We start from the raw sequence: 12,091 nt of genomic DNA, 5'->3' as shown, positions 1-12,091 counted from the left end.
TGCTGTGGGCCAGCAGCAAACCACACCGAAGCAAATTTCCTCCATGAACCGATAAATTCTTAAACCCATTCCGCCCATAACCGTCCGCAAACCCCCTTCAAGCCAGGGGCCCAAGCGTTATTTTGTGTCCCTATGGGATGCCAGTGGATCTGAAAAGCCTGCCTCCCTGTCCCATCCATCTATCGTACCATTGGTTAGCTCCGCACGGACGTTATTCGGTATATGAGGGTATTCGTTCCCGGTTGAAACCGGATGCCGAATCAGGATCATCCCAAATGTACCAGGTGAACGTTTTAGCTCCGGACAAGCCAGGAGAACACGTTTTAAGAATCACCCTGGTTCAGGAAGCGATTCGCTGGTTCGATCAGGCTCCGGACCCCGTGTTTTGCGATCTGGCCATTTTGTGTGGTGCGGACAGGGTTAGACCAGCGTAGAAGCCGCCGGCATGTAACGGTCGGCGGCTTGCCTCGGCCGTAGCACAGACTTGACGTCGTCGACACAAGAATGGTAGATCGCCGGCCTTGGTCAGGACAGAACCATTCCTGCAGATCGGCCGCGGCGTCCGGATCGCCAGCCAGCTCATTTGGGAGTTGACCGGCTGCCTTCGTGATCAAACAGTACCGCTTTTATGAACACGCTGCGCGGTCCGGACCGTCATGACGATGCGTTACTCGCGAACGAGGGCAAATGCAGGCTGAGCCCGGAAGCCCCGGAACTGCTGGGTGCCGATCCGGCAGCTGATAAAACGGTGCTTGCGCGCCCTGCCGCAGCCCGATCGATTTTCCGCGCCGAGTTCGGCTGGCTTCTGCTGGCATTTCTGCTCACCGCCGGGATCACGGCTGCCGTCGTGCAATGGTCGCTACGAAACGGGCGCCTGGCCATCGACCCAACCTACGATGATGTCGGTTACCTGATCGACGGACTTAAACGGACGCAGATCTTTGATCAAGGGGGCGTTCAGGCCGTCGTTCGGTCGCTTGTTCAGGAACCGCCGCATAGCCCGTGGTCAACGCTGGTGGCGCTGGTTGCCTTCATCTTTTTCGGGTTCCAGGAATTCAGCCCTTATGTGTGCAACGGCGTGCCCCTTCTCCTTCTTTTCGGGGTCTCCTTTTGCCTTATCCCTGCAAGGTTCTGGGGCGTTCGTTGTCTCGCGCTGACCTTTCTTCTCAGCTTACCGTTGACGTATTGTGCCGTTATCGAGTTCAGACCTGACTTCGCGGTGGCGCTTTTCACGGCCAGTTTCAGCCTGCTTGCCGTCTTTCTGGCCGCGGAATATGACGGCAAGCGAATCGCCTGGCCGTCGATCGTCGCTTACGGGTTATTGGCGGGCCTGGCCTTCATAACGAAGCCGACCTTTGTGCTTCATACCGCGTGCCTTACCATCGCCAGCGTGCTGGTGGCAGGTGTGATCCTAGCCCTGCGTTCACAGAAGGTAACCGTCGTTACGTGCCTGATCGCCCTGGCGGGTGCGCTGGGCACACTGTCGGTCAGCGCCTGGTACTACGCCTCCAGCTGGACCCACATTCTGGACTACATTCATACGAATACCGGCTCCGGACCGGACGCTGCGCTATGGCGTATCCCAGGCGGTCTGGTCGGCGCCTTGCGCATGCATTTTCAGGGATTAATCGGCGGATTGCTGGCGTCCGGGCGATATGAAATTCTGGTTTTAACCGTTGCGGCCCTTCTGTTTCTGATCTGGCGGCGTTGCTGGAGCGACCTGTGCGTGGTTGCCGGCGGTTTGGCGTTGGGGGGTCTTTCGCTGGCCATCATGGTGTACAGCCAGGTCAGTAACCTTTTTTTCGGAATGACCTGGCAACTTATCGCGATCTTTCTTGCCGTCTATAGCATGCGGGTTCTCTTTGCCAAGGCGTCGCAAGCCGCGGTTTTTGCCGTCGGTGGGCTGTTACATCTCGTGCTTGCAAGCTACACCGGCCTCGGCGTTAACACGGCAGCCGTGATTTCGCCGGACACCCGACAGCCGTACAGCATTAATGAACGGGTAAATCGGGCGATTAACGATGACGCTCACAAGTTCGGGGCTCCTGCCCGGCCTTGCCGCGTGTTCGTCACCTTCGCAGGTTTCGTGAGTTCAAGCAGCCAGCTCTGGTTAGCCTTAAAGGAGCATTTGCCCCTGACGTTCAGCGACGCGCACCGAGTTGCCGATCTCTCGACTCAATTGGCTGCCGCCGGCCAGGCCGACTACGTGGAGGTAGCTTCCGCGGGTGCCGGCTGGATGTTCTCCTGGCTTCCGGCGTCACGCCTTCAACCCGAGATCCTGGCGCACCTGCGTGCCGATGGCCGCTTTCGTGAGTTGCCATCGGTCGCAGGCGAGCAGGGAACCGTTTTTTTGTTTGCCCGGCGCACTCCCTAGATCCCATGGTCATCCGGTTACCGTTCTGGAGAACCCCATCGCGGGCCGCTCAGAAACCCTTTGCTCGGACCGGGCCGGATAGCGATCGATCAAATGGCCGCCGTCGGGCCTGCTCCGCGCTCGCTACACCTTTCGTCTACCCAGCGCCATCACGCTGGTACCGGCAACCTTCTGCGGCAGCGGTTCCACCTTGCTCAACAGCAGCATGCCCTCGTTGACGACCCTGTTTACTGGCGAAAAACCCCGGCGAATGACTTGCTCAGGTTTGACGCCTGCCAAAATCCGCTTCCGTATCCAGAGCGCCGGCAAAAGGCTCAGTCCCCAATAGGTGGCCTGTTCGACAACCAAGCCATGTTTTTCCAACCGGTCGGCCAGCTCAGGCAGCGAATACCGCCGTACATGCCCTGCCGCCCGATCATAGGCTGAAAACAGCGATCGCAGCGCAGGCACGTTGACCATCAGCCTGCCATCGGGTTGCAGCATGTCGAGCGCCGCATCCAGGAACGCGTCATCGTCCTCGATGTGTTCAAGAACGTCAAAAAGGAGCAGCAGATCGTAGCGCTGCCGGAATTCCGGACGGCGCTCAAAGATATTGTAGCACCTCAGAGGGCTGAGACGGCTGACGTTCTGGCGCAACGAAATCAGGTTAAGATCGTGTCCGTCGACGGGTGTACCGAAACGTTCTTCAAACTGCCGTTGTACCAGGCCGTTTCCACACCCGATCTCTCCGATGGCGCAACCCTTCAAGTTGATGCCGCGCAACAACCGGGTAGCCACCTGAAAACGGCGGCGTATCCAGAAGTGATCAAGGTTGGCAATCGCGAACCAGTCGTCCGCCATGCTCACCGGTTCGGGTTGGGAAATAAATTCGATTCGATTTTTATCGGAAGAATGATTCATGCCTGGTGGTCGGAAACGCGACGCGGTTTCGCTGCAAGTCACCCACGATCTCCCGGACGATCGACTGCGGCCGGCGCTTAACTTCCCGGACCACCAGGGCGAGGTATTGGCCCATGATGCCGAGGCAGAGAAAGTTAAAGGCTGAAGTCAGCAACACCAGGATGACGATCGTGGTCACGCCCGGGTTAGCCCCGACAGAATAACCAAACAGCGTGAAGCTCGGAAAGAACCGGTTCAGGATGAACAACGCCGTTGTGAACCCGCAGAGTAAACTGGCCAACAGGCCGCAGAAGACCGCGAACTGCAGCGGGGCGGAGCTGAAACTAACCATCGAATCCAGGGCGAGCCGGGTGAGGCGAAGCATGTCGTACTTGGATTCTCCTGCAGCCCTGGCAGGCCGGCGGTAAGGGAAAGCCAGTTGCGTCAAACCGATCCAGGAACGCAGCCCGCGCATGATGCGGGAGCTCTCCGGCAGTTGCAGCAGCAGGTTGACGGTCTGGCGATCAAGGACGCAAAAGTCGCCGGCATCCACCGGCCACGGATGGTCCGAAAAACGGTTCATGAACCGGTAAAAGACCTTGTAGCTCAGGTCCAGGACCACCGGCGCCTGCCGCTTCTGCCGGACGCCGTACGCCACGTTGCACCGGCCTTCCCGGCAGGCTTCATACATCTGCCGGAGGACGCCGATCGGATCCTGCAGGTCGGCATCGATGATCCCGACGAATCTGCCTTGCGCGTATGATAATCCGGTCGAGACGGCAGGCTGCTGACCGAAGTTGCGGGAGAGCAACACGGCCTTGAAGCGATCATCTTCTGCGTTCTTGTTCAGGATGATTTCGGCCGTACGATCCGAGCTGCCGTCATCAACGAAGATGATTTCCCAGGGACGGTGGACCCAAGAGTTAAGTCCCGCCTCCAGTTCCTCGAAGAACCGGTTCAGCACGGATTCCTCATTGTACGCCGGGATGATCAAAGAAAATTCAACCGCCTGCATAATCCCGCTGAGATTAAGACAGCCAGGAGAGCGCGGCTTACGAACGAGGTCCAGAAAAAACGTACAAGTATCAAGGCGTGCCCCAACCGTTCGTCGCATTGTTCGTGAAATAATCGATGGAAAGGGCGGGACCAACGGCAGGCTCAGGGGTCGATATGCTACGGTGGCCCGTTAACGCATGGCCCCGGAATGGCTTAAAATCAGCGTCGTCGTCCCTTCATACAACCAGGGTAGGTTTCTTAAGGAAACCCTGTCGAGTGCGCTGGGCCGGCCGGGTTGCCACCCGGAAATCTTGCTGCTGGACGCGGGCAGCCGCGACGAAACCTCTCAGGTTATCCGGCGGTTTGAACCGCACCTTGCTTTCTGGCGCTCACACGCTGACGCCGGGCAGGCGGCGGCGATCAACGAGGGGTTTGCCCGCGCCACCGGGGACGTGCTTTGCTGGCTGAACAGCGACGATCTCCACTTGCCCGGCACCTTGCAAACGGTGCTCGAGCGTCTTCGCGGCCGTTCCGGCGAGGCCCTGGTGCTTTACGGAGGCTGCGAAGTATTTCGGGACGGCACGGAGTGGCGGGAACTCCGGCAGGCAGTGCCGTTTGATATGCGCCGCCTGCAGGTGACCGATTTCATCGATCAGCCGAGCGCGTTCTGGACCCGCAAAGCCTGGGAGCTGGCTGGTCCGCTGGATGAATCCCTGCATTACGCCTTCGATTGGGACTGGTTTCTCCGGGCCGCGGCTGCGGGCGCCCGTTTTGAGGCCGTACCGGCGACGCTGTCGCGCTACCGCATCCATGCCGCGCACAAATCGGCTACGGGTGGCGAGCGGCGGCGGCGCGAGTTGCTGGAGGTGGCTCGCCGCCATTCACCGCCGGAGATCGTGTCCCACTACGAATGGCTCGAACGCCACGCCCTCGCCCGCTGGTGGCTTAACAAGCGGATGCGGCTGGCCCAGGGATTCAGCCGGTTTACCGACCCGAAAGCCGCCGGTGCGCTCGCCGATCTCTGCGCGCCGCCGTTCTGGCCAATCCGGCCGCCGTTGAGACGGGAAGTGTTTTGGGAGATCTCCGGAATCCGCTAGCCGGAACCCTCGTGTTTCCTAAAATTCCAGAATTACCGCTCTTCGCTTGCCAATACCATCGCGTGATTAATGATCCTCAGGATGACCTCGACTCCGACGATCGTGGCTCTTTTGCACGGTCCTGACCGCCCGGGCCTGGTGGCTAAAGTGTCCAACTGGATCTTTCAGCACGATGGCAATATCCTGCATGCGGACCTGCACCGGGACTCCGAAGAGAATGTCTTTTTTCAAAGGGTCGAGTGGGTGCACGCCGGGGACCGTGTCGCCCTGCGCCGGACGGCAGACGCCTTTGCCAAGATGGCGCAGTCCGAACTGGGGATGCGGGTGAAGGTAGGTTTGTCCGACGAACGTGCCAGGGTGGGCGTCCTCGTTTCCCGGATCCCGCATTGCCTCCACGACCTGATTTACCGTTGGAAAGCCGGCGAATTGAAAGGGGACCTGGCTTGCGTCGTCTCGAATCATCGCGACCTGGAACCGTTGGCCGAAGCCGCCAAGGTGCCGTTCCATTACATCCCCATCACCGGGGAAAGCCGGACCGGCGGGGAAGCGGCGCAACTCGAAATCCTCCAACGGTACGGGGTCGAATTGGTGGTGCTGGCCCGTTACATGCAGGTCCTGAGCGCCGAATTTCTCGAACGCGTCGGCGTGCCCGTCATCAACATTCATCACGGTTTCCTGCCGGCTTTTCCGGGTGGGCGGCCGTACCAGCAGGCCCACGCGCGAGGGGTAAAAATCATCGGCGCCACCGCCCACTACGCGACCGCTGAGCTCGACCAAGGCCCGATCATTGCGCAGGACGTGACGCGCATCAACCACCGGCACACGGTCGCAGACCTGATCCGCAAAGGCCGCCACCTCGAACAACTGGTCTTTGCGGAAGCAATCCAGGCGCACCTCGAATACCGCATTCTGGTCTATGGCCGGAAGACCGTGGTCTTTGAGTGACCGTGTGTCGGTCACACGGCGGGCACAGCGGGGTTGGCGGGCACGACGTAAGAGTTCACACGGTCACATGGCGGGCACAGCGGGGTTGGCGGGCACAACGTAAGAGTTCACACGGCGAACACGGCGGGCCACGGCGACCACGGCGGAAAGAGGGGGAAAGAGTTCGGAGTTCGGAGTTCGGAGTTCGGAGTTCGGAGTTCGGAGTTCGGGGCGGGATCATGGGCGACGCCTATCGGTGTCAAGGCCAGCAGTTGGGATGCTTTTTCTGCGTGTTCTGCGGATTATATCGTTTTCCCGCCGGGTAAGCGTGCACCTCAGGGGGGGAGATCGGACCCGGTTCTACGATGCCTCCGAACTCCGAACGCTTTCCTCTTTCCGCCGTGGTCGCCGTGGCTCGCCGTGGCTCGCCGTGTGAACTCTTACGTTGTGCCCGCCAGATCGCCGTGCCCGCCGTGTGACCGTGTGATGATGGTCAGGGCAGCTTGTTCCGCTGAAACACATAAACCTTCCCTTCCTGCCCGGCCGCCGGAGGCAATTCTGAAAACACTGGGTCTGCCCGTAAACGCGCCAGCAGCGCACCCTGGAGCGGGCCGCTCGGCAGCCAAAGGTACAGCCACGTCGAGGCCGGATCGGCCACCTCCACAAAGTCGGGTGCAGCCATGCTTTCGAGGATCGCGCCGACGCTTCGGGCCTCGATGTTGCCGCCGAATTCCAGGGGAGACCGGAGTTGTCCGGCGAGCCACGTTTGGCTGGCGCCATTCACGAACCCGCCGAAGCAGACCTGGACCCGGCCGTAACGTTTTCGTTGCGGGTTGGTTTCCGCCCAGGCCCGGCCGATTTTCAAAACGAGAGCCCGGTTCAAACTCAGCTCGACGCGCGCGTCGAGCGAAGGCGAGTAATATTGGGCGAACGGCGAGTGGACCAGAAAAGTCCCGGCCACGAGCAGGGCAAAGCCGAAGGCGACCCGCGGGCCCGGAAACCCGGCCCTATCCGCCTGACCGATGACGTGCCACGCCGCGAGCACGAGGGCAAATTCCCAAAACATGCCGAAATACGGGTTGTCCACCCGGCCGTAGGTCAGAATCGCGATCGAGGCAACGGCACAGATCAGCACGCTCGCCAGATAGCCGGTATCAAGCCGCCGGCCTTGCCGGACGAAAAAGATCAATCCCAGGATGACGACAACAGGCAAGATGACGAGGAACGGGCCGAGCATCCGGGCCATGTCGCCGTTCACCAAAAAATTCCTGAGGATGCCACCGATTGCCCGGGTATGAAGCAGGTGGACTTCGGCGGCCTCGGTATTGGCGGTATTGGTATGGATGTAACGGATCGTTTCCGGCAGAGCCCGGACGTAGTACGCGCCGGAAACAAGCAGGGCGGCAGCGAAAAAGGCCGCGCCGCAGACCAACCGGTTTCGTCCCACCGGAGATGACCCGTCATTTAAAGAGATGCCGAGGGCGGAAAAGACCTGCGTCAGCATCATGATGACGAGCGTGTGGTAAAGAAAAGGGGGCTTGATCAGCAGCGCGAGCCCGGCAAGCAAGCCGAACCGGAAATGGGTTTGCCAGCGGCCGGCCGTTGCGGGTGAAAAAAAGCTTGTCCGGAGCAATCCCGCGCAGAACGCCACGGTAGCCACGGCCAACGCCGGGTCGGGACGAAGCTCTTGTACCAGCCGCGTGCCGATCGGTAGCAGAAGAGAGAGCGCGGCGAGAAAGAGCCGTTTTTCGACCGGCAACGCGGGCAGCAGGTTATAAACTAAAAACAACCACCCCAGAACCAGCACGACATTAAGCAGGTACGGCGTCCAGGCCTGAGCCCCGAGCGTTATGAACGCAAACAGCGGGCAGGCGGTTGACCACGGGCTGTGCGGCGGGGATTTCCAAAACGATCTGATCACCTTGAGAAAAGCCTGGCGATCAAACAGGTCCAGGCGCCGTTGAGCATCCACCAGGTAGGAGACATCGTCCCATTGAGGGTCCATGGCCAAACGGCCGTACCTTGCCGACCACTGGAGGACCACGGCCGTGTAGATGATCCCGATTACCGCCAGGACCATGTACGGACGCCTTTGCGCAACGTGAGCCAGTTGCGCCCCGAACCGGGTCCGGCCCCCGGCCCGGATAGCCAGGATAAGGGCGCCAAGGATCACACAAAGCCAGATCAGGTCCGTAAAGTGATGCATGCCAGGTCAATGAATATCACACGGTCACACGGCGGCCACAGCGAGGAGGGCGGGCACAACGTGAGAGTTCACACGGTCACACGGCGGCCGCAGCGTAAAAGACTCACACGGCGCCACGGCGGAACACGGCGACCACGGCGGAAGCCATGCCACCCGCACTTCTTCATTTGTGGCCTTTTCCGGGCACCCGCTACGCGTTACCCGTTACCCGTTACCCGTTACCCGCCACTCTCTTCCATTTGTGGCATTCTCCGCCGCTCCGAACTCCGAACTCGACACCCGGCACCCGACACCCGACACTCGGCACGCTGCATTATGATCCCGGTCAAGAAACGAGTGCTGCGTCCTTTCCTGATTGAGATTGCTCTCTACGCCGTTTTCGTCCTGGCCTACTTTCTGAGCGTTCTGCATTTCCTGGGCGGCTGGCTCGGAGACCTGTTCGAACACCAGCGCGAATGGTACGCCGCCGTCACGATCATCCTGGTCGTCGTGCAGGCTGCCGGGTTGGAACTGCTCACGGGCTGGATCCTGCGATGGGTCCGCCAACGGTTGGAATAACACCGGTATGATGTTTTTCCCGATCGCTCACACCTATCTCAGCCCACCGCTGCTCGTTGCGTTGGGGTTCGTCATCGGGATTTTCGGAGGCTTTTTTGGGGTGGGGGGCAGTTTCCTGGCCGGCCCGGCGCTATTTGCGCTTGGCATGCCTTTCAATTTCGTGGTTGGCACTGACCTGGCCCACATCGTGGGTAAATCGATCGTGGCGGCAAGACGGCACCGGGCCCTCGGCAATATCGACCTGCGTCTGGCGCTGGTCATGGTCGTCGGCACCATCCTGGGGTCGGAGGTGGGGGTCCAGGCGATCGAGGAACTGAAACGCCGCGCGAACATCAACCAGGTGGTCGGGGCCGTGACCATCATCGTCCTGACGACGATGGCCGGCTTCGTCGCCTGGGAAAGCTGGGCGACGATCTCCCAGCAAAAGAAGCGGATCAAAATGCCGGGCGCGTCCCAAGGCAAGGAGGATGCGTTCGCTTTCGACCACATCGCCAAGGCGGTTCAGAAGGTCAAGCTGGCGCCGGTGTTGAGCCTGCCCCATTCCGGCATCGAGTCGGTCTCGTTGTGGGCCATCGTCGCGGTTGCGTTCGTGGGAGGCCTTTTCAGCGGGTTTCTGGGCGGGGGCGCCGGCTACATCCGCATGCCTTCGATGGTGTATTTGCTGGGCATTCCTACCCACGTCGCCATCGGAACCGACTTGTTTGAAATCATCATTTCCGCCGGTTACGGCACGATCCGCCACGCGCTCCACGGCAACGTGGACGTCTTGGTTGCGCTCGTGATGCAAACGGGCGCCGCCATCGGGGCGCAGATCGGTGCAAATCTCACCCAGTACTTCACCGGGCCGCGAATCCGCCTGGCGTTTGCACCCCTTCCGCTGATCGGCGCCCTCCTGGTGGCTTACGGGTTGATCACGGGCCATCACCATTGAATTAACCGGAATCGATCACCATGAAACTTCTTGTCTGCAGCGACGGCTCGGAGCGGGGCAGCACGGTGCTGGCCTTGGCCCGGCGGATTGCCGTTGCCGGCCGGGCTGAGGTTACCGTGTTCGGGGTCACCGGAGCCGAAGTGCAGGAGGACACCGTCTACGAGGGACTTCGCCGGACGCTGAAGGAGTATGAGCGAAACGGCATTAACGTCGAATTGGTGACCCGCCGGGGTGATCCGGTGACGGAAATCATCAAAAAGACGCGCGAAACGAAATACGACCTGGTGATGATCGGCACTCACCGCAAAGCTGATGAACGCGCCGTGATTCCTCCTGCCAAGGCTTACGCCATCATTGAGGAGGTCGACCCGCCGGTATTCGTGGCGGTTGGGGATGACCGGCCGCTGGCGCGCATCCTGGTCTGTACCGGGGGCGGCCCCTGCATTGCAACGGCGGTAAGCGTCACCGCGCAACTCGCGCGCAGCCTGCCGGCGGCGGTGACGCTCCTGACCGTGCTGCCCAACCTGGGAGGGCTGCACGCCAGCCTGTTGATGCGACGGGAGGCGGATGCCGAAGCCCTTCTTCGCTCCAACTCGGCCCTGGCGCGGGACCTGGGAGCCGAGAAGCGCAGCCTGGAGGCATCCGGAATCGAAGTCACCGTGCGGCTCCGGTACGGGTTGGTCGCTGATGAGATCCTGAAAGAACTTGACCAGGGCGACCATGACCTGGTCGTCGTCGGCGCCTGCCCGGACCCGAACGCCTGGCGCCGGTACCTGATCGGGAACGTCACCCGTGAAATCGTCCACCGTGCGGATCATCCGATCCTCGTGGTCCGCGGCACACAATCGGTTCCGTCGCTGGTGCAACGAATCCGGCGAGCAATCGCCAGGATGATCCGAGACGTCAGGGGGCGAAAGCCGTAGGGTTCGGTCACACGGCGGGCACAGCGGGTTTGGCGGGCACAACGACGGAGTTCACACGGCGAACACGGCGAGCCACGGCGACCACGGCGGAAAGAGGAAAGGGTTCGGAGTTCGGCGCGGCAGCGTGGCTGCGGGCATTCTTTAGACTTGCTGCGCAGCCGGAAACGTGCAAAGTACGCCCCGGGCGGCCGGTTACGACGAACGAGGTAGAGGGGCGGCCGCGTTCCTGGTGTTCGCCGTCTGTCCGAGTAAGGTGCCGGCATAGCTCAGCTGGTAGAGCAGCTGATTTGTAATCAGCAGGTCGTCGGTTCGAACCCGTCTGCCGGCTCTGGCATAACTTCCTCAGTGGAACTGACTTACTTGAACGCCAGGCGATCATCTCGCGTGAGAGGGTTTCAATTGTGGCCATTTTGTGGCCACTTTTTAGGCCGAGTACGACCGGCATCCCGAGGCAGTTCCTCCGGGGGAGGCCAAGTCTCGTATTAGGGCCAGCCTCCTTGGCCAGTGAGTTACTGCCTGAGCATCCGCTCGGCCGCTGAGGCCGACATCGAGGAGGCGGCCCAATGGTACGATGACCGGCAGTCTCGCCTTTGTGAGCCGTTTGTTGACGAGGTCGATCGAGCCCTGGCTGGGGCCCTCGAGAATCCCCTTGGCTTTCCCAACCATCTATCGGCACTGCGCTAACGCTACGAATTAAACGAAATAAGGGGGCTTTTTTCGTTTTATTCGTTTATTTCGTGTCCGCCTGTGGTGTAAAACCAGCGCTCTGTGGTGCGGCCACCGGTCTTTTCCGGTGATGAGAGCATCTGGAAAGGACCCGTCGTGGTTTCCGCCCAGATCGCCGCGGCAACGCTCAGGTTCCCACCAAAGAGGGAGCGCACCTAATCTGCGGCGAGCACGACCTCCTCAGCCGCGGAACGGGCTGCATACTCCCAGACGGCGTGAAGGTACGCCCGGCTGAGCTGGGGATAAGCTGCCAAGAGCGCTTCCGCGATTTCGCCGGCCGCCATTTTCTGCAAGAGCAGGTCAACGGGGATGCGCGTGCCGCGCACGCACGGTTTGCCCATCATGATGTCTGGGTCGACTGTGATCCGCTCGGGAAGCCTCATTAGGCCAATGTAGCTGCTCCGGGCGAGTCGGGCCAAGCTTTTGGGCCAGGTGTCGTTCGCGACCAAATCGTTGGGGGTGGGCCCGAGCGACGAA

Annotated in this window: 11 protein-coding genes and 1 tRNA gene; 8 read left to right on the top strand and 4 right to left on the bottom strand. The window is 60.8% G+C overall.

What is annotated here, in order from left to right:
* Window positions 1–628: 628 nt before the first annotated feature.
* The gene (locus tag JO015_05845) at window positions 629–2,374 is read left to right on the top strand and encodes a hypothetical protein (GenBank protein MBV9998620.1); all 1,746 of its coding nucleotides are present in this window, start codon (window positions 629–631) and stop codon (window positions 2,372–2,374) included.
* A 123-nt stretch (window positions 2,375–2,497) separates the two neighbouring features.
* Here JO015_05845 and JO015_05840 read toward each other — a convergent pair whose 3' ends face one another.
* Together JO015_05840 and JO015_05835 are read right to left on the bottom strand one after the other, a co-directional pair.
* Complete coding sequence (locus JO015_05840) at window positions 2,498–3,274, bottom strand: class I SAM-dependent methyltransferase (protein ID MBV9998619.1); 777 nt, start codon at window positions 3,272–3,274, stop codon at window positions 2,498–2,500.
* Entirely contained in the window at window positions 3,255–4,268 is a 1,014-nt protein-coding gene (locus tag JO015_05835; protein MBV9998618.1) for a glycosyltransferase family 2 protein, read from the bottom strand. Before JO015_05835 ends, JO015_05840 begins: the two co-directional genes overlap by 20 nt.
* A gap of 178 nt (window positions 4,269–4,446) precedes the next feature.
* On the opposite strand from JO015_05835, the gene JO015_05830 reads away from it, so the two are divergent.
* Window positions 4,447–5,346: a glycosyltransferase gene (locus JO015_05830; protein MBV9998617.1), complete on the top strand. Its 900-nt coding sequence runs from the start codon at window positions 4,447–4,449 to the stop codon at window positions 5,344–5,346.
* An 81-nt stretch (window positions 5,347–5,427) separates the two neighbouring features.
* The gene (gene purU, locus JO015_05825) at window positions 5,428–6,291 is read left to right on the top strand and encodes a formyltetrahydrofolate deformylase (protein MBV9998616.1); all 864 of its coding nucleotides are present in this window, start codon (window positions 5,428–5,430) and stop codon (window positions 6,289–6,291) included.
* Between the two features lie 472 nt (window positions 6,292–6,763).
* Here purU and JO015_05820 read toward each other — a convergent pair whose 3' ends face one another.
* Complete coding sequence (locus tag JO015_05820; GenBank protein ID MBV9998615.1) at window positions 6,764–8,476, bottom strand: hypothetical protein; 1,713 nt, start codon at window positions 8,474–8,476, stop codon at window positions 6,764–6,766.
* A 315-nt stretch (window positions 8,477–8,791) separates the two neighbouring features.
* Here JO015_05820 and JO015_05815 point away from each other — a divergent pair, with 315 nt between their 5' ends.
* The 5 genes from JO015_05815 (at window position 8,792) to JO015_05795 (ending at window position 11,572) form a co-directional block, all read left to right on the top strand.
* Window positions 8,792–9,034, top strand: a complete 243-nt coding sequence (locus tag JO015_05815; protein MBV9998614.1) for a hypothetical protein — start codon at window positions 8,792–8,794, stop codon at window positions 9,032–9,034.
* A gap of 7 nt (window positions 9,035–9,041) precedes the next feature.
* Window positions 9,042–9,965, top strand: a complete 924-nt coding sequence (locus JO015_05810) for a sulfite exporter TauE/SafE family protein (GenBank protein ID MBV9998613.1) — start codon at window positions 9,042–9,044, stop codon at window positions 9,963–9,965.
* 20 nt (window positions 9,966–9,985) lie between these two features.
* A complete protein-coding gene (locus JO015_05805; protein ID MBV9998612.1) occupies window positions 9,986–10,888 on the top strand; it encodes a universal stress protein in 903 nt (300 codons plus the stop codon).
* 255 nt (window positions 10,889–11,143) lie between these two features.
* Window positions 11,144–11,216, top strand: a tRNA-Thr gene (locus tag JO015_05800).
* Between the two features lie 176 nt (window positions 11,217–11,392).
* Window positions 11,393–11,572, top strand: a complete 180-nt coding sequence (locus JO015_05795; GenBank protein ID MBV9998611.1) for a hypothetical protein — start codon at window positions 11,393–11,395, stop codon at window positions 11,570–11,572.
* 197 nt (window positions 11,573–11,769) lie between these two features.
* Here JO015_05795 and JO015_05790 read toward each other — a convergent pair whose 3' ends face one another.
* Entirely contained in the window at window positions 11,770–11,997 is a 228-nt protein-coding gene (locus JO015_05790) for a DUF433 domain-containing protein (protein MBV9998610.1), read from the bottom strand.
* Window positions 11,998–12,091: the final 94 nt, after the last annotated feature.

Source organism: Verrucomicrobiota bacterium, from assembly GCA_019247695.1.
Taxonomy (GTDB): Bacteria; Verrucomicrobiota; Verrucomicrobiia; order Chthoniobacterales; family JAFAMB01; genus JAFBAP01.
The sequence above is the reverse complement of the archived record's forward strand: the minus strand, read 5'-3'. Positions and strand labels throughout refer to the sequence as shown.

Excerpts from the sequence above, each read along its gene's own strand:
- JO015_05845 (MBV9998620.1), top strand. The coding sequence starts at position 629 with ATGAACACGCTGCGCGGTCCGGACCGTCATGACGATGCGTTACTCGCG.
- JO015_05840 (MBV9998619.1), bottom strand. The coding sequence starts at position 3,274 with ATGAATCATTCTTCCGATAAAAATCGAATCGAATTTATTTCCCAACCC.
- JO015_05835 (MBV9998618.1), bottom strand. The coding sequence starts at position 4,268 with ATGCAGGCGGTTGAATTTTCTTTGATCATCCCGGCGTACAATGAGGAA.
- JO015_05830 (MBV9998617.1), top strand. The coding sequence starts at position 4,447 with ATGGCCCCGGAATGGCTTAAAATCAGCGTCGTCGTCCCTTCATACAAC.
- purU (MBV9998616.1), top strand. The coding sequence starts at position 5,428 with ATGACCTCGACTCCGACGATCGTGGCTCTTTTGCACGGTCCTGACCGC.
- JO015_05820 (MBV9998615.1), bottom strand. The coding sequence starts at position 8,476 with ATGCATCACTTTACGGACCTGATCTGGCTTTGTGTGATCCTTGGCGCC.
- JO015_05815 (MBV9998614.1), top strand. The coding sequence starts at position 8,792 with ATGATCCCGGTCAAGAAACGAGTGCTGCGTCCTTTCCTGATTGAGATT.
- JO015_05810 (MBV9998613.1), top strand. The coding sequence starts at position 9,042 with ATGATGTTTTTCCCGATCGCTCACACCTATCTCAGCCCACCGCTGCTC.
- JO015_05805 (MBV9998612.1), top strand. The coding sequence starts at position 9,986 with ATGAAACTTCTTGTCTGCAGCGACGGCTCGGAGCGGGGCAGCACGGTG.
- JO015_05790 (MBV9998610.1), bottom strand. The coding sequence starts at position 11,997 with ATGAGGCTTCCCGAGCGGATCACAGTCGACCCAGACATCATGATGGGC.